14 protein-coding genes and 1 pseudogene are annotated in these 19,046 nt (G+C 56.3%); 7 read left to right on the top strand and 8 right to left on the bottom strand.

Translation table 11 applies throughout. The annotated features are described in order from the left end of the window. Window position 1: 1 nt before the first annotated feature. Complete coding sequence (locus ACQZQY_RS23070) at window positions 2-769, top strand: FadR/GntR family transcriptional regulator (RefSeq protein ID WP_056773959.1); 768 nt, start codon at window positions 2-4, stop codon at window positions 767-769. Between the two features lie 102 nt (window positions 770-871). Here ACQZQY_RS23070 and ACQZQY_RS23065 read toward each other — a convergent pair whose 3' ends face one another. The 3 genes from ACQZQY_RS23065 to ACQZQY_RS23055 form a co-directional block, all read right to left on the bottom strand. Further along, window positions 872-2,344: a pyridoxal phosphate-dependent decarboxylase family protein gene (locus ACQZQY_RS23065; protein ID WP_431297308.1), complete on the bottom strand. Its 1,473-nt coding sequence runs from the start codon at window positions 2,342-2,344 to the stop codon at window positions 872-874. A gap of 18 nt (window positions 2,345-2,362) precedes the next feature. Beyond that, complete coding sequence (locus ACQZQY_RS23060; protein WP_056773953.1) at window positions 2,363-3,748, bottom strand: diaminobutyrate--2-oxoglutarate transaminase; 1,386 nt, start codon at window positions 3,746-3,748, stop codon at window positions 2,363-2,365. Window positions 3,749-4,171: 423 nt separating this feature from the next. Beyond that, complete coding sequence (locus ACQZQY_RS23055; RefSeq protein ID WP_431297307.1) at window positions 4,172-4,960, bottom strand: MipA/OmpV family protein; 789 nt, start codon at window positions 4,958-4,960, stop codon at window positions 4,172-4,174. Window positions 4,961-5,086: 126 nt separating this feature from the next. Between ACQZQY_RS23055 and ACQZQY_RS23050 the strand changes: the two genes are divergently transcribed. The 4 genes from ACQZQY_RS23050 to ACQZQY_RS23035 all read left to right on the top strand — a co-directional run bounded on the left by ACQZQY_RS23050 (window position 5,087) and on the right by ACQZQY_RS23035 (window position 11,266). Beyond that, window positions 5,087-5,782: a response regulator gene (locus ACQZQY_RS23050; RefSeq protein WP_421671076.1), complete on the top strand. Its 696-nt coding sequence runs from the start codon at window positions 5,087-5,089 to the stop codon at window positions 5,780-5,782. Next, the gene (locus tag ACQZQY_RS23045) at window positions 5,779-6,948 is read left to right on the top strand and encodes a sensor histidine kinase (RefSeq protein ID WP_431297306.1); all 1,170 of its coding nucleotides are present in this window, start codon (window positions 5,779-5,781) and stop codon (window positions 6,946-6,948) included. Before ACQZQY_RS23050 ends, ACQZQY_RS23045 begins: the two co-directional genes overlap by 4 nt. Window positions 6,949-7,067: 119 nt before the next feature. Next, window positions 7,068-8,204: an efflux RND transporter periplasmic adaptor subunit gene (locus tag ACQZQY_RS23040; protein ID WP_431297305.1), complete on the top strand. Its 1,137-nt coding sequence runs from the start codon at window positions 7,068-7,070 to the stop codon at window positions 8,202-8,204. Beyond that, a complete protein-coding gene (locus ACQZQY_RS23035) occupies window positions 8,201-11,266 on the top strand; it encodes an efflux RND transporter permease subunit (protein ID WP_431297304.1) in 3,066 nt (1,021 codons plus the stop codon). The genes ACQZQY_RS23040 and ACQZQY_RS23035 overlap by 4 nt, the downstream gene beginning before the upstream one ends. A 32-nt stretch (window positions 11,267-11,298) precedes the next feature. Here the strand turns inward: ACQZQY_RS23035 and ACQZQY_RS23030 are convergent, their stop codons facing one another. Next, window positions 11,299-12,168, bottom strand: a complete 870-nt coding sequence (locus ACQZQY_RS23030; RefSeq protein WP_431297303.1) for a LysR family transcriptional regulator — start codon at window positions 12,166-12,168, stop codon at window positions 11,299-11,301. Window positions 12,169-12,280: 112 nt separating this feature from the next. Between ACQZQY_RS23030 and ACQZQY_RS23025 the strand changes: the two genes are divergently transcribed. Beyond that, window positions 12,281-13,273 carry a nitrilase family protein gene (locus ACQZQY_RS23025; RefSeq protein ID WP_431297302.1) on the top strand — a complete coding sequence of 331 codons (993 nt, stop codon included), beginning with the start codon at window positions 12,281-12,283 and terminating at the stop codon, window positions 13,271-13,273. Between the two features lie 267 nt (window positions 13,274-13,540). On the opposite strand, the pseudogene ACQZQY_RS23020 reads toward ACQZQY_RS23025, so the two are convergent. Beyond that, window positions 13,541-13,630, bottom strand: a pseudogene (locus ACQZQY_RS23020) (hypothetical protein); the annotation flags it as partial. A 288-nt stretch (window positions 13,631-13,918) separates the two neighbouring features. Between ACQZQY_RS23020 and ACQZQY_RS23015 the strand changes: the two are divergent. Then, complete coding sequence (locus ACQZQY_RS23015) at window positions 13,919-14,839, top strand: hypothetical protein (RefSeq protein WP_431297301.1); 921 nt, start codon at window positions 13,919-13,921, stop codon at window positions 14,837-14,839. A gap of 117 nt (window positions 14,840-14,956) precedes the next feature. On the opposite strand, the gene ACQZQY_RS23010 is transcribed toward ACQZQY_RS23015, so the two are convergent. The 3 genes from ACQZQY_RS23010 to otsB form a co-directional block, all read right to left on the bottom strand. Further along, window positions 14,957-16,591 carry an alpha,alpha-trehalase TreF gene (locus ACQZQY_RS23010; protein WP_235533419.1) on the bottom strand — a complete coding sequence of 545 codons (1,635 nt, stop codon included), beginning with the start codon at window positions 16,589-16,591 and terminating at the stop codon, window positions 14,957-14,959. Window positions 16,592-16,692: 101 nt separating this feature from the next. Continuing rightward, on the bottom strand, window positions 16,693-18,099 hold the full coding sequence (gene otsA / locus ACQZQY_RS23005) for an alpha,alpha-trehalose-phosphate synthase (RefSeq protein WP_056773915.1): 1,407 nt from the start codon (window positions 18,097-18,099) through the stop codon (window positions 16,693-16,695). Then, window positions 18,096-18,923 carry a trehalose-phosphatase gene (gene otsB / locus ACQZQY_RS23000; RefSeq protein WP_431297300.1) on the bottom strand — a complete coding sequence of 276 codons (828 nt, stop codon included), beginning with the start codon at window positions 18,921-18,923 and terminating at the stop codon, window positions 18,096-18,098. Before otsB ends, otsA begins: the two co-directional genes overlap by 4 nt. Between the last annotated feature and the right edge of the window lie 123 nt (window positions 18,924-19,046).

The following is a 19,046-nucleotide window of genomic DNA, read 5'->3' as shown; positions in this document are numbered from 1 at the left end:
TATGAGCACTGAAACGTCACACCAGCCCGAACCGGTACGCCGCAAGCGCACCGACGAAATCGTCGATGCCATTAAAGAGAGCATCATCAGCGAAAACCTGCTGCCGGGCGACCGTCTGCCGCAGGAAAAAGACCTGATCACCCGCTACGCGGCGGGCAAAGGCACGGTGCGCGAGGCGCTGAAATCCCTTGAAGTTCAGGGGCTGATCCGCACCAAAACCGGCCCCGGTGGCGGTGCGTTTATCGATTCGATGACCGAATCGCGCGCCATGAGTTTACTGTCCAATTATCTGTTTACGCGCCAGCTTTCCATCAGCAATATCTACGCGCTGCGTAAAGCGCTGGAGCCGCTGGTGGCAGTGAGCGCCATCGGCAACATCGACGCCAAAGGCTTTGAGCAGCTGCATCAGTTGATCGCGGTCTACGATCATGAACCCGCCGACGAAAACGAACGCTGGGAACAGCGTATGGCCGAACTCGATTTCCACGGGGTGGTCGCCAGCTACTCCGATAACGTCCTGCTGGCGTTTATCTGCCACTTCCTGCAACGCCTGCTCAAAGATCTGGCCGTTTGCAAAGACATCTACCAGCGCCCCGAACCGGTAGAGCGACGTGCCGGTATCGATTATCAGTACCGTCTGATCGACGCCATGCGCCGTCAGGACGCCGACGCAGTACAACAGATCATGACCGAACATATGCAACACGCCGAAGACGCCATGCTCGGTTTAGAAGCCACGCTGGAGGATCGTTTTTTGAGTGAGAGATGAGGCCGTCATCAGACGATTTCAGGCTGACATGCAGACACAAAAAAGCCGGCAGCATTTTCATGCTACCGGCTTTTTCATACGCTTTTACCGCGGAACTAAACCTTACGCGTTCAGCAGTTGCTGCGCCGTTTTCTCTACCAGCGCCAGCAGAACTTTGACGTCGTCCAGCGTGACGGTCGGGTTCAGCAGGGTCAGCTTCAGGCAGGTCACGCCGTTATGCTCGGTGACACCCACGTTGGCGCGGCCTGAATCCAGCAACGCATCGCCGATTTTCTGGTTCAGCAGTGCGACAGCGGCATCGCTGCTGTTTGCCAGTTGCTCAGGACGGTAGCGGAACAGCACGCTTGCCAGCTGTGGCTGCATGACCAGTTCCAGCGCGGCTTCAGACATCACGTACTGCGCGACGTCCTGTGCCAGCGTTACACCGTGATCGATGATCGCGGCGTACTGTTTCTGCCCTAACGCTTCCAGCCCCATCCACAGTTTCAGTGCATCGAAACGGCGGGTGGTTTGAAGTGATTTAGACACCAGGTTTGGCACGCCCGCCTCTTCGTCAAACTCAGAGTTCAGGTAAGCCGCCTGATAACGCATCAGCTCATAGTGACGCGCTTCTTTGAGCAGGAACGCGCCGCAGCTGATGGTCTGGAAGAACTGCTTGTGGAAGTCCAGCGTGATGGAATCCACTAACTCGATGCCATCCAGATAGTCGCGGTATTTTTCGGACAGCAACAGAGCACCGCCCCATGCCGCATCCACGTGAACCCAAATCTGATGCTCAGCCGCCAGTTCCGCGATAGCGCGCAGCGGGTCGATCGCACCGGCGTCGGTGGTACCGGCAGTCGCCACGATGGCCAGGATCTGATCGCCATTGGCTTGCGCCTGTGCCACTTTCTCGCGCAAATCGTTGAGATCCATACGGGCAAACTCATCGGTTTTCACCAGCGTCACGCACTGATAACCGAGGCCGAGCAATGCCATGTTCTTTTGCACGGAGAAGTGTGCATTTTCAGAACATAACACCTTAATTTTACGCAGGTTGCCGACCAGACCGTCCTGCTGCACGGAGTGTCCCTGACGGGCGAAGAAGGCGTCACGCGCCAGCATCAGCCCCATCAGGTTACTCTGGGTGCCGCCGCTGGTGAACACGCCCGCGTCGCCAGCCTGATAACCTACCTGAGTGCGCAGCCATTCGATCAGCTTCATCTCAATGATGGTGGCTGACGGGCTTTGGTCCCAGGAGTCCATGCTCTGGTTAGTGGCGTTGATCAGCACTTCCGCGGCCTGGCTTACCACCAGGCTCGGGCAATGCAAATGCGCAACACATTGCGGATGATGCACAGACAAGCTGTCTTTTAAAAAGTATTCAATGGCGCGTTCAATCGCGGCCTGGTTACCCAGGCCGTTTGGATTGAAGTCCAGTTTGATACGTTCACGCAGTTCAGCAACGGTTTTGCCCTGATACATCTCAGGTTGTTGCAGCCACTGCACAACAGCTTCACTGCTCTGTGCAATGGCCTGCTGGTAGGCTTCAGTGCTTTGCGCTGAGCCTGCCAGAATCGGGTTTAACTCGGACATCAGAATCTCTTACTCCGCTCAGACAGGTTTGACGCCAGCCGCTAACAGCGCCTGCTCAAACTTATCGAGGAAAATACCCAGCTCATCATTGGTGATCAGCAGAGAAGGCAACAGGCGCAGAACGCAACCGTTACGGCCACCGCGCTCGAGGATCAGGCCCGCTTCGAAGCATTTTTTCTGCAACAGGGCAGACAGATCGCCATCGGCCGGGTAACAACCCATGTGATCCTGCGCTTCGTCAGGTTTAACAATCTCGATACCGATCATCAAGCCCAGGCCGCGCACATTACCGATGACCGGGTAACGTTTTTGCATCTCGGCCAGTTTGCCTTTCAGCCATTCGCCTTGTTCAGCGACTTTGCCTGCAATGTTGTTATCTTTCAGGTGCTTCAGCGTAGTCAGGCCGGTCGCCATTGCCAGCTGGTTGCCACGGAACGTCCCGGTATGGTGACCCGGTGCCCATGCATCGAACTGTTTTTTGATCCCCAGAACAGCCAGTGGCAAGCCGCCGCCGACCGCTTTAGACATCACGATGATGTCCGGCTCAATGCCCGCGTGTTCGAAGGCAAATGGTTTGCCGGTACGGCAGAAACCCGCCTGCACTTCGTCGAGGATCAGCAGAATGCCGTGTTCCTGAGTGACTTTACGGATGCGCTGTAACCATTCGGCAGGAGCCGGGTTAACGCCGCCTTCACCCTGAACGGCTTCCAGAATGACGGCCGCAGGTTTGCGTACGCCACTTTCGACGTCATTGATCAGGTTATCGAAGTAATAGGTTAATGCTTTAACGCCAGCGTCACCGCCAATGCCCAGCGGGCAACGGTACTGGTGCGGATAAGGCATAAACTGCACTTCTGGCATCATGCCGTTGACGGCTTCTTTCGGAGACAGGTTACCTGTTACCGCCAGCGCGCCATGGGTCATGCCGTGATAGCCGCCGGAGAAGCTGATCACGCCGGAACGTCCGGTGTATTTTTTTGCCAGTTTCAGTGCAGCTTCCACCGCATCGGCGCCAGACGGGCCGGTGAACTGTAAGCAATACTCTTTGCCCTGTTGCGGCAATAAAGAAAGCAGATATTCAGAGAACTGATCTTTCAACGGGGTTGTCAGATCCAGTGTATGTAACGGCAAGCCGCTGGTAATGACATTTTGGATGCTTTGCAGCACGTCAGGGTGGTTGTGTCCAAGCGCTAACGTTCCTGCGCCTGCCAGACAGTCAAGATATTGATTATTCTCAACATCGGTGATCCACACGCCGTTGGCTTTAGCAATCGCTAACGGTAACTTACGTGGATAACTCCTGACATTCGATTCAAATTCAGCTTGTCTTGCCAAATAGGTTTCATTGTTTCCATTTAATGAATTCGCACCTAAATTATCAATACGGACTTTATCCGTCATCATATCTCTCCTACAACCGGGGGTTATCGCTAACGCCTAAGTTGAATAATTGAATAAAAGAAGTCACTACCGTGAAAAAACGCGGCCAATATATGGCTTTTTTGCCCCCGGCTCAATAACTTATTTTGTATAGAATTGTTTATTCTTTTTCATATGAATCAATAACATGCTGATTTTATGACCGATAATGCTGCCATAACTCTGTTACGCGGGCATTAATAAGGCACTAAATTGCTGTTAAATGGGCAGGCAGACACCGCCGGAGGGCGGTATTCAGAAGGCCTGATGACGATAAAAGGGGGGGGAACCCCCCTGTCTGTCAGGCGCGGAAAAAAACAAAAAATACGCTGTTTAAGAGCGCGTACAGCAGCAATATAAGCAGTATAACCCGTGTATCGATATTCATCCTGCGCTCTGTCCGGAGGGTTAAAAGGTGTAGAGCAGCGCCGCGGAGGCGGTGGCCTGATTGCGGCGAAACACGATCGGGCTGTCGGCGGCGTGATCGTCAAGCCAGGTATATCCGCCGATTAACACCGTCGCCCAGTGCGGTGAAAACTGATGGCTCCAGGTTAAATTCGTATTGATGCCGTAAAACCCGCCGCCCGGCTGATAGCGTGCATAACCGCTGCGTTCACTCTGGGCGCTGTTCACCCCGTAAAACGTCTGCATGTAACGGCTGTCACCAAACAGCGCCGCCGATTGCAGCGCCACGGTATCCGTCTCGTCCTGCCACGGCAGCACCGTCAGCGATGCCTGATATTGTCCGCCCTGCCCGTCGGTCAGCGGCAAGGTGGCTTTCCCCTCCATCGAAAACCAGCTGGTGGCCTGCCAGCCAACCGCCACGGAGGTGTTCATCACCGCTTTGATCGAGCCCATGCCCTTCAGCTCTTTTGAACCGTCTCGCCAGGTGGAGTCCTTTTCGGTTCGTCCGAGGCTGTAACCCAAAGTGTGCTCCAGATATAACCCGTTATCGCTTTGCAGGTCGTAGCCGATGCCTTTCAGGCCGTCGAAGAAAAACGCGCCGTCACGCGCCTGAATCACCGGGGCTATGAGCGTGTGGCGCTTGTCTGAACCGCTGTATTTCGGCGCGTTCTGCACGCCGACGCCCAGCGTGAAACTTGACGCCGGTGTAGTGCTGTCTTCTGCCCAGGCGACCGTTGCGGTGGTGGTGAATGCAACACATGTCATGTGCATGATCAGTTTTCTGGTTATCATGAATTCCTCGTTACCCGATGTTTGACGGCCAGGAAGGGGTTCAGGGCACGTCCGAAGCGGGAAGTATGGAGAGGCAGTGTCAATAAACTGCTTGGGAATTATGAAGAAACTGTCAAGGTCACCTCAATGCAGACTAAACGAGTGCTGGTTATAGAAGATGATGCCGATGCGGCGGGCGTTCTTGAGGCCTACCTGAAACGTGAAAATTATGAGGTGAAGGTGGCGGGCGACGGGTTGCTGGGGCTGGAGATGGTGAGCAGCTGGAAGCCTGATCTGATCCTGCTCGACGTGATGTTGCCCGGCATGAACGGGACTGAAGTGCTCTCGACCCTGCGCCGTACCCGTGATACGCCGGTGATTATGGTCACCGCCATGGGCGATGCGCCTGACCGTATTGGCGCGCTGCGTTACGGCGCGGATGATTATGTGGTGAAGCCTTATAATCCCGGCGAAGTGGTGGCGCGCGTTCAGGCCGTTCTGCGCCGTGCCGCACCGCAAACCCGCCAGGCCGAACTCCTGCGCTGGCAGGGGCTTGAGGTGGATACCGAATCGCTCACCACCACGGTGACTGACGCTGACGGCATGCCGAAAAGCCTCGAGCTGACGCCCACTGAGTTCGCGCTGTTAGTGATACTGATGGGCGCCCCCACGCGCCCCTTTACCCGTCAGCAACTGCTGGAACGCTGCCTGCCGGAAAGCGAAGCGCTGGAGCGCGTGGTGGATACCCACATCTATAACTTGCGTAAAAAACTTGAGCTGGCAGGCATTCTGAATGTCCTGATCAACGTGCGCGGTATCGGTTACAGGTTCAGACAGCCATGAAAAAGCCACAACATCAGTCTCTGTGGCGCTGGATCTGCCTGCGTGTTCTGACGCTGGCGATCGGATCCGTGGTGCTTATCGCCTTGTGCATGTGGCTGAGGTTTGTCATCCAGAATTTATGGATCCTCCACCATATGCCTGTCTCGATGAGAGAGGAGTTTGCCCTGTTGCGCGAACAGCCCGCGCTGAATCTGGCGCGTTTTCACCAGATTGTCGATGAGCGCTGGGGGATCCGCTACTCCGATCCCAGCATTGCGTCTTCGGACTGGATCACCGTCGGCGTGCTGGTGCTGACCGTCATCCCTTTTATCGTTGTACTCGGGTTGCGCGCTGCGCGTCCGCTTTCGGCGCAGGTGAGCAGGCTGGCGGCGGCGGCGGGATCGGTGGCGCGCGGGGAATTCAGCACGCGCGCTGAAAAGGTGGAAAAGGCACCGGCGGAGCTTATCCAGCTGACGGAAAACTTTAACGCCATGACCGGGCAGCTGGAACGTTACGATCGTGAACTGCGCGCCTCGCATGTGGCGATGGCGCATGAGTTACGCTCGCCGCTGACCGCCGCCATTGGCCGGTTGCAGGGCATGATCGACGGTGTGTTTGAGCCGGAACCTCAGCAGCTGAATATGGTGATGAAGCAGCTTCGCCACCTCAGCCGTCTGACGGACGAACTTCATCTGCTTTCGCTGGCTGACGCCGGACAACTCCAGCTGACGCCTGTCACGCTTAATCTCACCGATCTGCTGCTCGAACGCGCCGCCTGGCTTAAACCGCAGGCCGAAGCGGCGGGCATGGCGATTGAGATAAACCCGTCACGGCCTTATACCTGCGTCGGCGATCCGTTCCGCCTTGCCCAGGTGTTCACCATCCTGATGGAGAATGCCCTGCGCTACGCCGCAGAAGGCGAGCGTCTGGAAGTGAACGTCCGCAAGCTGGCGGGCGGGATAGAGATTGCGTTTCGTGACTTCGGGCCAGGCGTCACGGCGGGCTTTTTGCCTGACATGTTCGAGCGTTTCACCCGCGCAGAATCCTCGCGCGCCCGCGATTCCGGCGGCAGCGGGCTGGGGCTGTCAATCGCCAGGGCGATCTGCGTGGCGCACGGCGGCACCATCCGCGCTATCCTGCCGGACAGCGGCGGCCTGCAAATTTCAGTATTCCTTCCTGACGCGTAACGCGTTTTTAACAGGACGGGCAAATAAATTGCCCGTCTTGAATTTTCCTTGATGAAACATACAGGGAATCTGGACATAACCCGGTTTGAATAGCGCCATCTCAATTCAGGAACCGGGTCATGACAGACACATTCACCGATTACGCCAGCCGGGCCATTTGCCACCTCACCGGCTCACAACGCCTGCGCGCCCTGTGGCCTTTTTTGCTGCTGATCCCGCTCGGGTTAGCGCTCACCGCCTGCCATGATCAGAAGAAAAAATCTGAAGCCCCTGCGCGTCCGGTGCGGTTTATCATCGCGCCTGCTCCCTCGGGGGCCAGCACCCTGCTGCAAACCGGTGAAATCCGGGCCCATGACGACGTCACGCTGAGTTTCCGGCAAGACGGACGTCTGATCAGCCGCGCCGTTGACGTGGGTGATCACGTGCGCGCCGGGCAGTTACTGGCCACGCAGGAAAGCGATACCAGTCAGAATCAGCTCAGCAGCGCCAGGGCCGATCTGAACAGCGCGCGCGCCGCCGAACGGGTGGCGGCGCTGAACCTGCATCGGATGACACTGCTGATGCCGCAAGGGGCGATATCCCGCGCACAGTTTGATACTGCGCAGTCAGACTGGCAGGCCGCGTTGTCGCGCCGTCAGAGCAGCGAATCCAGCCTGAAAACGGCGCAGGATAATCTGGCGTGGACGCGGCTGACCGCCCCGGACGACGGCGTGATCACCGCCGTCAGCGCCTCTGCGGGCCAGGTGGTCAGCAGCGGTCAGGCGGTGGTAACAGTGGCAGGCAGCAACGCACGCGATGCGGTGTTTAATGTCGCCACACCGCAAGCCCTGACGCAACAGAGCGCGGTGTCCGTTTCCCTGCTCTCCGATCCCGCCGTTCGCACGTCCGGGCATCTGCGCGACATCAGCCCGCAGGCCGATCCACAAACCCGCACCTGGCGGGTGCGCGTGACGCTGGATAATCCGCCACCGGCCATGGCGCTGGGTGCCAGCGTTCAGGGGGCGTGGCAGCAATCCGGCCAGACGATGATTTCCCTGCCCGCCTCGGCCCTCACCCGCATTGGCAATAAACCGGCGGTGTTTGTGGTTGACCGCGCAAGCCAGCGTTTGCAGCTGCGCGAAGTGACTCTTGGCCGCTACACCACCGATGACATCTCTGTCTGCGCCGGGATCGTCGCCGGAGACGCGGTGGTCACCGCAGGCGTCAGCAAACTGCGTCAGGGTGAAAAAGTCATCGCTCAGGAGAGCAATCCATGAGCCCGCGTTCCCTTAAAGAGACGTTTAACCTTTCCGGCTGGGCGCTGGGGCATCAGCAACTGATGATCTTTTTCATGCTGATGATCATGGTGGCGGGCGTGCTCAGTTATGAGAATCTGCCGCGCAACGAAGATCCGGCGTTTACCATTAAAACGGCGGTGGTCTCGGCGCAGTGGCCGGGTGCCAGCGTCCATGACACGGTCAGCCTGCTCACCGATCTGCTGGAGAAAAAACTTCAGGAAACGCCGCATCTGGATTACGTGCAAAGCGAAACCCGCGCCGGGCAGACGATCATTATGGTCAATCTTCGCGACGACACGCCGCCCGCCGCGGTGGCAGATGTCTGGTATCAGGTCCGTAAAAAAATGCAGGATATCAGCCCGTCACTGCCGCAGGGCGTGCAGACCGTCGCGGTCAACGATGAGTTCGCCGACACCTTTGGCACCCTCTACGGGTTTACCGCGGAAGGTTACAGCATGCGGGAGTTGCGCGATCAGGTGGAAGGGATCCGCCGCAGCCTGATGTCCGTGCCGGACATCGGTAAAGTCAGTCTGCTCGGTGAACAGGAAGAGCAAATCGTCATCGCCTTTTCACCGCGTAAGCTGGCCGGAATGGGAATTGATTTACAGCAGGTCACCAGTGCGCTGAAAGCACAGAATGCGGTGGTGCCCGCCGGGACAATACACAGTGACAAAGAGAATATTTCGCTGCGGGTCAGCGGCGCGCTGAATTCGGAAGAAAATCTGCGCGATGTGACGCTGCATATCAACGACCGCTATATTCCGCTGACCGATATCGCCACCCTCAGCCGCCAGACTCAGTCTCCGCCTGCCCTCGCCTTTCGGGTGAACGGCCAGCCCGCCATTGGTCTGGCGATATCGATGGCCGCCAGCGGCAACATGACAGACTTCGGCCAGGCGGTTAACCAGCAGATGACCGATATCGGCAAACGCCTGCCGCACGGGATCGAAATGACCAAAGTCGCCGATCAGTCCGCCGTGGTGGCGCAGGCGGTGAGTGGATTTGTGCGGGTGCTGCTGGAGGCGATTGCCATCGTGCTGGCGGTGTCTTTTGTGTCGCTGGGCACCCGCGCCGGTCTGGTGGTGGCGGCGGCGATCCCGCTGGTGCTGGCGATGACCTTCACCGGCATGCTGCTGGCCAATATCGGCCTGCAACGCATCTCCCTCGGCGCGCTGATCATTGCGCTCGGCCTGCTGGTGGATGACGCGATGATCACCGTGGAGGCGATGGTGTCAAGGCTTGAAGCGGGCGACAGCCGCTGGCGCGCGGCCACCTATGCTTTCGAAACCACCGCATTCCCGATGCTGACCGGCACGCTGGTGATGATCGCCGGCTTTATTCCGGTGGGGTTTGCAGCCTCCAGCGCCGGAGAATATTGTTTATCGCTGTTTGCCGTGGTGCTGATTTCCCTGCTCAGCTCGTGGGTGGTGGCGATTCTGTTTTCGCCGCTGATGGGCACCTGGCTGCTTTCCTCGCAGGTAAAACATCCTCACGCCGGACCGGGCAGGCTGATGCGTTTTTATCAGCGGTTACTGCTTACTGCGCTGCGTCACCGCCTGCTGACCGTGGCGTGCGCGGTGGCGGCGCTGCTGATTGCCCTTTACGGCACGACGTTTATGCAGGGTGAATTCTTTCCGGCCTCCGATCGCCCTGAATTGCTGGTCAGCCTGACGTTACCGGCAAATGCGTCGCAGACAGAAACCGCGCGGCAGACCGAAAAACTGGAGCGCACCCTGCGCGGAAACCGCAACGTCGATCACTACTCCAGCTATGTGGGTGGCGGCGCGATTCGTTTTTATCTGCCGATGGATGTGCTGAGCGACAATGAAAATACGGCGCAGCTGGTGGTGGTCGCCAAAGATCTTGAGGCGCGTGACCGCCTGCGGCAACAACTGGAAACCGAGCTGGCGCGCCATTTCAGCGATCTGACCACCCGCGTTTCACCGCTGGAGCTGGGGCCGCCGGTTGGCTGGCCGCTGAGATATCGGGTCAGCGGCGCGGATTATGCCAAAGTCCAGAGCATCGCCCGCCAGCTGGCGACCCTGACCGGAAATAACCCCGGCGCGCGCGAGGTGAACCTCACCGCGGGCGAGCCGGAGCGCGCCATTACCCTGCGCGTCAATCAGACTGCCGCACGGGCTGCGGGCGTCTCTTCCGAATCGCTGGCAGAGACGCTCAACACCCTCTATTCCGGCAGCATCATCACCACGGTGCGGGATCGTAACCGGCTGGTGGACGTGATCATGCGCGGCAACGACGCAGAACGTCAGGACATCGACACGATTTCAGGCATGATGCTGACCACTTCCGGCGGAGCAAAAATCCCGCTGGCGCAGGTCGCTACGCCGGAATGGGGCATTGATGAACCGGTGATCTGGCGGCATCAGCTGCTGCCGTTCATCACGGTGCAAACCGATCTCGCGCCGGGCATGAGTGCCGAAACGCTCTCCCGGCAATTGTCTGCGCAGGTATCGCGCCTGCAGGCCTCACTGCCTGCCGGTTATCACATTGAGGAAGGCGGTACGGTGGCTGAATCGGACAAGGGCAACCGTTCGGTGTACGCCATGCTGCCGGTGACGTTGTGCGCAATGCTTATCTTGCTGATGATCCAGCTTCAGCGTTTTTCCCGCATGCTGCTGGCGTTGATGATGGCGCCATTTGGGCTGATCGGCATTGTGCTGGCGATGCTGCCGACCGGCACGCCGATGGGATTTGTCGCGCTGCTGGGGGTGATTGCTCTGGCGGGGATGATTATCCGCAATGCGGTGATCCTCATTAATGAAGTCGATCACAACAGCCGCAACGGCATGGAGAACAACGCCGCGATTATCGCCGCCGCCGCACACCGCGCCCGCCCTATCCTGCTGACCGCCTGCGCGGCGATCCTCGGGATGATCCCGATTTCCCACCAGGTATTCTGGGGGCCGATGGCCTTCGCGATCATTGGCGGACTGATGGTCGCCACGCTGGTAACGCTGACGGTGCTGCCTGCGGCAATGAGCCTGGTGATGGAAAAGGAAGGAAAGAATAAGCCATCGTGAAAGGAGCCGCCCCGCCTAAGGGGCTGCTGTGTCTACTCGCTTTCAGCCACGCAGGCGTTCACCATCTTCACAAAATTATCGCGAATGACATCCGTGGTCTGCGGGTCCCACGCGATACCCACTTCCCAGCAGGTTGCGCTGCCGGTCAGCGGCAGAATGTTCAGCCCCGGCGGTGCGATGTGCGTGACGCTGTGTGGTAGCAGCGCCACGCCAATGCCGGCAATCACCAGCGCCACCAGCGTCTGGATATCTTCCGCCTGCTGCGTGGCACATACCTCAAGCCGGTTTTCTTCAAGAAAGCGGTCGGTCTGTGCATTCAGACCGCGCCCGCGTTCATTGTAGAGCCGCAATAAAGGCAATTTTTTCAGCCACTCTGCGGCGCTCAAATCGTTTTTATGAGGTGTGATTAACACCAGCCGGTCTTCAAACAAGGTGTGATAGCTGAGTTGTGCGGGCGCCGGGGTGCGGACAAAGCCTGCCTGCAACTCGCCGGTTTGCAGCATTTCGTATTGCTTAGCGGAAGGCAGATCTTCCAGAGTGAACGCCACCCCCGGATATTCCGACCTGAATTTTGCAATGCACTGAGGCGCAAAGAGAAAGCTCGACAGCCCGAATCCGGCGGCAATCACCCCTTCGCGGCCTCTGGCGACCTGATCGGCGTGGTGTAAAAACACGGCGGTTTGCCTGAGGGCTTTCTGCGCTTGCGGGAGGAGTAATTTCCCTCCGGCGGTCAGGCATGTGCCGTGCCTACCGCGTGCAAACAGCGTCACACTGAGCATCGATTCCAGCAGATTTATTTGCTTGGTCAGCGCCGGTTGAGAGATGGAAAGTGCGTCGGCGGCGCTGGCGTAATTCTGTTTTTCAGCCAGAACCACAAAAGCGTTAAGTAAACGAAGGTTCATTTGTCATTCCGGTTGGTTATCAGGGATGGAAAATCATTCATTATAAAGTTATCAACGTCATTGCTGTAATACCAGCGTCAACAGATAAACCTGAAACGACCGGAGAACAGCGATGCATGAAAATCAGTTAATTAAGGCGGCAGTGATTCAGTTCCAGCATCAGGCGGGTGACAAGAAATATAACCTGATGATGATGGAGAAATTTATCGGCCAGGCGGCCATTGAAGGGGTGAAAATCCTCGCGTTTCCCGAGATGTGCATCACGGGCTACTGGCATGTGCCAAAACTCAGCGTGGCAGGCGTAGAAGCGCTGGCGGAACCGGTGGAAACCGGCCCGTCTGTCGGCCTTATCCGCGCCCTTGCCATGAAACATCAGATGCTGATTGGCGCGGGATTGATCGAGCGCGCCCCGGACGGGCATCTCTATAACGCCTACGTGGCCTGCATGCCGGACGGTTCGCTGCATACCCACCGCAAGCTGCACGCCTTTGAGCATCCGGCAATCAGCAGCGGCGAGGGCTTTACGGTATTTGATACGCCGCGGGGCGTGAAGGTGGGCATCCTGATCTGCTGGGATAATAATCTGGTGGAAAACGTGCGTGCCACCGCGCTGCTCGGCGCGGATATTCTGCTGGCTCCGCACCAGACCGGCGGAACGCATTCCCGCAGCCCGCATGGCATGAAGCCGATCCCTCTGGAACTTTGGGCGCAACGCGCTGAGCGCAAGGCCGAAATCACCGCAGCGTTTAAAGGCCCCAGCGGTCGTGAATGGCTGATGCGCTGGCTCCCTGCCCGCGCGCATGATAACGGGCTGTTTATTCTGTTCAGCAATGGCGTCGGGGCTGACGATGACGAAGTGCGCACCGGCAATGCGATGATCCTCGACCCGTATGGCCGCATTGTGCGGGAAACCTGGGCAGCGGCTGATGCGATGGTGTGTGCGGAGCTCGATCTCTCATTAATTCCCATGTGTACCGGTCGCCGCTGGCTGTCAGGACGCCGTCCCGAGCTGTATAAGATCCTGACTGAGCGTCAGGGCTATGAGCGGGATGCGATAACGGTGCGGTTCTCAGAGGCGCTGCCGGGAATAAAACAGCAGGACTGATAGTACGTTGATAATGATATTAATAAATTCTAATTTTTAAATTTATATCATTTTTAGGGCGCCCCTGAATTTTTTACATCGAATGGTGACTTTACTGTGTCAGCAACAAATGGATTCAATTCCATCGGGTTGTCTGATTATCCGCAGAGTTAAGTTTCTTTTTAAGTCATATTCATTTTTTGTGAATTCACTCCCTGAATACTCTTTCCGGGAGTGAAACGGTATTTATATCGTGCTTATCCTGCCGGTCCCCCGTTGCTGCGGCGGTTACTCGCCATTCTCGCCATACAAACCCATCCGTCGCCGAACCACGCCCTTCGTCCAGCCGAAGCCGCCTTGTAGCGGATATTCGCCACCGGCGCGAGCCTGTGTGGGTTTATGATGATTGACAGGACATTGCAATACCCTTTCTTTTTGCCGTGTCCGTCACATTATGACTCTATTTTATGTATAAATGATGCGTAAATCAGATCGTTGTTATTTTTTTTCATCGTGATTAATTCGGGATTAATTATTTTTAGTTTGATGATTATTTTTGTGTTGCGTAATCATTAGTTCTTAAACTTCTCCGGTAGTAATTTGCACCCATCAAATGTTGTGCCTGTTTCATTCCAATCTACTATTAACGCTACCAAAGGAAATACTATGTCCCGATCCACATGGTCTAAAGTTGAAGAATTTGCAGTAAGACTGCCTTCTGGTGAAAGTTCAACGACTGTCACGGCGAATGGAAATCAACAGATTGAAGTCATTGTCGATATTAAAGTTGTCGATGCTAAAGGCTATCCGGTTCAGCTGACAGAATTTGATATTAACCATCTGAATTTAATCGACTCTAATAAAAGCGACCGCTTTGTTTACGACTGGTCTTTTAGAAAATCAGCAAAACCGAATAATAATCCTGTCTCCCCTGCGACAGCCGTCTCGGGAGCCGGTCCATTGTCTGGCGTTCAGTCTTTCAGTTTTTGGGTGAGTACCGTGGTGGCGGAGCCTGTCTCTATCGGCGCCTCTGTTCTCATGCCTGATGAGTCGCTTGTCACCACTATTACAGACCCTTTTAGTAGTCACGTCAGTTGTCGTGGCACAGCGCCAATTTCCTATACTGTAGCGGATGTTAATTTCGTATATGAGAACACCTCTAACTCGAAGCCTTTAGCTGATGGCGTGACGATGGATCAGGATAATTACTATCTTACATTGAAAAATGGTAATCCGATTGTTTCTGTTGAGTGGAATTATGGTGTTCTGAATATGTTTGCACTTTTCAATGAGCCAGTCCGTTGCGTTCAGCAATTTGCCTGGCCGCTGGACAGTGCGGAAAAACAGACAATTACCTATCAGTCTGCAACGGCAACAGACAGTTATGAAATCAAGGTAAATAACCGCGCGGGCACGGTCTGTTTCACCCGGATGTCTATTAAAGACACGGCTAACCCTTCAGTGGAAACGTTTGAATATCCGGTCACATTCCGTATTATTGATGACCAAGGTAATTATGGTGATTTCACCGCGTCATCATCAGGTGACTTTAATAACATCAAGCTTTCTGATTATCCGCAGAGTTAAATTCTGTTCTGATTAATATTAAAATGTAATATTAATTTGTTACGTCAACTCACTCCCGGAATCATTATTTTCCGGGAGTGAAAGGTTTTTTAAATGTCGGTTGCTTTTTTGCAGCGGTTACTCGTAATTCTCGCCATACAAACCAATCAACCGCCGAACCACGCCATTCGTCCAGCCGAAGCCGTCCTGTAGCGGATATTCGCCGCCGCCGCCCGCCCGTGAGGCGTCGCCGGAGATATGGTATTTCTCGATCAGTTTATGATGCTGCTGATAATACTGGTTCACGGTTTTCAGCCAGCTGCGGGCAATCTGGTCGCCGAGCGCGTCATTGCCGTAAAGTTTAAAGCCCTGAATGGCCATCCATTGCAGCGGTGCCCAGCCATTGGGTTTATCCCATTGTTCGCCGGTGTCATATTCCGTCGCCAGAATACCGCCCGGCGTGAGCAGGCGTTCCTGCACCGCGGTCGCCAGCCTTTCCGCCTGAGCGTGGGTGGCAAGGCCGACGTAAAGCGGCACCACGCTTGCCGCAGAGAACAGTGCCATGTGCTGCTGGTGCCAGTCGTAATCGCGGAAGCACCCGCCGTCTTCATCCCACAGATAGCGGTTGATGGCCTCGCGGCGCACCTCGGCTTTTTCGCGAAAACGGACCTGCGTGGTTTTATCGCCCTTCAGCCCGGAAATATTGGCGATAGCGCTTTCCAGTTTGTACAGGAACGCATTGAGATCGACCGGAATAAACTGCGTAGTGCGGATACTGGCGAGGCGGTCGGCGTCGCGCAGCCAGCGAGAGGAGTAATCCCAGCCGGATTCTGCCCCTGCGCGCAGGTCGCGGTAGACTTCGTTCGCCGGGCGGCTCGACAGCCTGGCGGTTTCCACATCTTCCCGCCAGGATTCATCTCTCGGGGTATCACGGTCATCCCAGTAACGGTTGAGCAGCGTGCCATCCGGCAGGCAGACCACGTGACGATAGGCCTGATTCGGCGTCAGCGACTCGGCGCCGTCCATCCAGAATTCGTACTCCATCAGCAGATGATCGAGATAACGTTTTGCGCCGCGCACACCGTCTTCTTCAAACAGTTCCACCATTAGCGCAAAAATCGGGGGCTGCGAGCGGCTGAGGTAATAGGTGCGGTTACCGTTAGGGATGTGGCCATAAATCTCGATCATCCAGGCGAAGTTATCCGCCATGGTGCGCAGCAGATCGTTACGTCCGCTTTCCGCCAGACCGAGCATGGTGAAGTAGGAATCCCAGTAATAGGTTTCACTGAAACGCCCGCCCGGCACGACATACGCCTGCGGCAGTGGCAGCAGCGAGGACCAGGGCACATGATCTTCCGGCTGACGGGTGAGTACCGGCCAGAGTTTGTCGATGTGCTCTTTCAGGGAATCGCCCGGATCGCTGACATACTCGTCGCTGTGGTTGGCGGGCAGCGAAAAGTGGGCATCCACGAAACGCTGTAAATTGAATCCGGGATGGTTTTTAATCCGGCGGTAGCGCAATAAAATGTCCAGCGGATCCATTTTCGGCGGGCAGTCGGGGAAGGTTTTGCTGTCTTCAAACAGGTGCGAGGACTGTACCGCCACAAACAGTTCGAGATAACGGTCAGCGGGCGTCAGCGCATCCGAGTGCGGCAAGCCTTCGATCATTTCCGGTTCCGGCTCGGCGTCCATCATCCTTTCGAGGATCAGTTCAATGGGTTCAAGCTCAGTCAGGCGATCGTCTGCCACCTCAGTTTCATTCGCTTCCTTCATCGGAAATTGTGTATTTTCCATATGCTACAAGCCTCTGCATTGCTGAAAAGAATACAGCCCGGACTCAGGGCTGTATCAAAAGGGTGAATGCGACGAAAACCTTACGCCACAGCGTCATGACCGATGCTGTGAGCGGAAATGGCGTTCAAATCTTTCAGATAGGTGTCGCCCCAGTTCGCGATGTCGTTTTTGCGCAAAACGTCCATCATGTCGTTGTAACGTTCAATACGCTCTTCCAGCGGCATGGTCAGCGCTTTATCCAGCGCCGCCGCCACATCGTCACGGTCGTAAGGGTTGACGATGAGTGCTGCGGTCAGTTCAGTCGCCGCACCGGCAAACTGTGAAAGTACCAGCACACCAGGGTCTTTCGGATCCTGCGCGGCCACATACTCTTTCGCCACCAGATTCATGCCATCGCGCAGCGGCGTCACCAGCCCGACGTCAGTCAGGCGGAACAGTTTCATCAGTAAACTGCGCTGGAAATGCTGGTTGAGATAGAACAGCGGCGTCTGGTTCAGGCTGCCGTACTTGCCGTTGATGCGCCCCACTTCTGTCTCCAGCTGATGACGCAGATCCTGATAGGCCTGCACATCACCGCGCGACGTCGGGGCGATTTGCGAATAACGCACTTTGCCGCGGTGCTGCGGGAATTTCTCCAGCAACGCTTCGAACGCCAGAAAACGCTCCGGCAACCCTTTGGTGTAATCAAGGCGTTCACAGGAAATGATGTTCTGGGCTTCGCGCAGCTCCTGCTCCATCGCTGCCAGTTTTGAAGGCAGCGGCCCTTCGGCCATCTCTTTGATGCTGTCCGGCGCGATGCTTATCGGGTACACGCCGGTGCTGAACGTGTTGCCAAACGCCTGATGCATGTAAGTGCCGGTAGGCTGCAAGGTGGTCAGTTCACCCAGGTTATCCAGAAATGCCAGGCGGTCGCCTTCGGTCTGGAAACCGAGCAGATCATACTGGGACATCATTTCCAGCAGTTCATTGTGCGGCGGCACGGCGTTGAAAATTTCCGGCGTCGGGAACGGAATGTGCAGGAAAAACCCGATGCGGTTAGTCACGCCCAGTTTGCGAAGCGCGGCGGCAAACGGCAGTAAATGATAATCGTGGATCCACAGAATATCGTCCGGTTTCAGCAGCGGCAGTAATCTTCTCGCCAGCAGGTCATTGACCCGGCAATAGCCTTCCCAGGCTTCACGCTGGTAATCCACCAGATCGATACGGTAATGCAGCGCGGGCCACAGAACGGCATTGGAGAACTGGCAGTAATAGAGATCGTAATCGTTTTGATTGAGCGGAACGGAGGCATAAGTAATGCCGTCGTCTTCCACCACGCTCATGTCATCGTCTTCGTTCTCAGAAATTTCGCTGATCTCACCGTTCCAGCCAAACCACAGACCTGAGGTATTTTTCAACGCATCCACAATACCTACGGCCAGACCCCCCGCAGATTTTGACCCATCAGGGATAGCAATACGGTTAGAAACAACAACCAGGCGGCTCATAAACTGGACTCCTTTTCTTGTTCATTATTTTCATTATTGAGGGTGTGACGTTGTAACGTTGCCTGTTCAAGGATCTGTGCAATCCACGCGTGAACATCTGCAACCCGGCTGAGGCGATAACGCGCATGGCTTTGCCCTTCACCGACTTTTACCGTAATACCGTGCAAGGCACTCACGGCCTGAAAACCTTTTTCGTCCGTCAGGTCATCCCCGACAAAAACCGGGGTACGCCCGGCGAAAGGTGCCTGCTGCATAAAGGCAGCGATGGCCGCACCTTTGTCATTGCCACGCGGCTTGATTTCAGCCACGCATTTTCCACGCTGAAGCATCAGCTCAGGAAACTTCGCCACCGCGGCTTCTGCCAGCTGCAACACCTGCTGCTGATAGTTTTCCGCCTGACGGTAATGCAGTGCGAACGCCATGCCTTTGGCTTCGAGCAGCGTGCCCGGCATGGCGGCCATGCCCTGCTCCAGCATCTGTTCCAGCGGTCCGGCGACGCCCTCGGGCAGGCTGACGCGGTGGAAATTCCCCGCGCTGTCGCGCATTTCTGCGCCATGTACACCGGCTGCCGGGAAAATCAACGGCGCGGCGAGCTGATCCAGTTGCTCAATCGGGCGACCGGAAATCAGCGCGACTGCGCCGCCACAGGCCGCCGAGAGGCTGTGCAGATTGTTTCGTACGCTGACCGGGATCGTAACGGCGTCAGGCTCGGGGCAAATTTCAGCCAGGGTGCCATCGACATCGAAGAAGAAAGCATAATCCCCGCCGCAAATGGCGGGATTGGGGGGTGTTTCCGCGGTGGTGTCCTGCGTGATAGTCGTCAAAGTAATGCTCCTGTTTGTGAGGCCGGGCACAATCAGATGCTGTGCCTCTTGCTTTTTGCAATCCATTAACTATAGCCCCTTATGACCGCCTCACCGGGATTATCAGATTATTCCAGACAGGAG

Origin of the sequence: Rahnella sp. PAMC25559 (assembly GCF_050632365.1) — a bacterium.
Lineage (GTDB): Bacteria > Pseudomonadota > Gammaproteobacteria > Enterobacterales > Enterobacteriaceae > Rahnella > Rahnella rivi.
The sequence above is the reverse complement of the archived record's forward strand: the minus strand, read 5'-3'. Positions and strand labels throughout refer to the sequence as shown.

What these genes read in the sequence shown, in the direction of transcription:
- ACQZQY_RS23065 (WP_431297308.1), bottom strand. Translation starts at nt 2,344, where the DNA reads ATGTCCGAGTTAAACCCGATTCTGGCAGGCTCAGCGCAAAGCACTGAA.
- ACQZQY_RS23060 (WP_056773953.1), bottom strand. Translation starts at nt 3,748, where the DNA reads ATGATGACGGATAAAGTCCGTATTGATAATTTAGGTGCGAATTCATTA.
- ACQZQY_RS23040 (WP_431297305.1), top strand. Translation starts at nt 7,068, where the DNA reads ATGACAGACACATTCACCGATTACGCCAGCCGGGCCATTTGCCACCTC.
- ACQZQY_RS23025 (WP_431297302.1), top strand. Translation starts at nt 12,281, where the DNA reads ATGCATGAAAATCAGTTAATTAAGGCGGCAGTGATTCAGTTCCAGCAT.
- ACQZQY_RS23010 (WP_235533419.1), bottom strand. Translation starts at nt 16,591, where the DNA reads ATGAAGGAAGCGAATGAAACTGAGGTGGCAGACGATCGCCTGACTGAG.
- ACQZQY_RS23015 (WP_431297301.1), top strand. Translation starts at nt 13,919, where the DNA reads ATGTCCCGATCCACATGGTCTAAAGTTGAAGAATTTGCAGTAAGACTG.
- ACQZQY_RS23050 (WP_421671076.1), top strand. Translation starts at nt 5,087, where the DNA reads ATGCAGACTAAACGAGTGCTGGTTATAGAAGATGATGCCGATGCGGCG.
- ACQZQY_RS23055 (WP_431297307.1), bottom strand. Translation starts at nt 4,960, where the DNA reads ATGATAACCAGAAAACTGATCATGCACATGACATGTGTTGCATTCACC.
- ACQZQY_RS23045 (WP_431297306.1), top strand. Translation starts at nt 5,779, where the DNA reads ATGAAAAAGCCACAACATCAGTCTCTGTGGCGCTGGATCTGCCTGCGT.
- otsA (WP_056773915.1), bottom strand. Translation starts at nt 18,099, where the DNA reads ATGAGCCGCCTGGTTGTTGTTTCTAACCGTATTGCTATCCCTGATGGG.
- ACQZQY_RS23070 (WP_056773959.1), top strand. Translation starts at nt 2, where the DNA reads ATGAGCACTGAAACGTCACACCAGCCCGAACCGGTACGCCGCAAGCGC.
- ACQZQY_RS23035 (WP_431297304.1), top strand. Translation starts at nt 8,201, where the DNA reads ATGAGCCCGCGTTCCCTTAAAGAGACGTTTAACCTTTCCGGCTGGGCG.
- ACQZQY_RS23030 (WP_431297303.1), bottom strand. Translation starts at nt 12,168, where the DNA reads ATGAACCTTCGTTTACTTAACGCTTTTGTGGTTCTGGCTGAAAAACAG.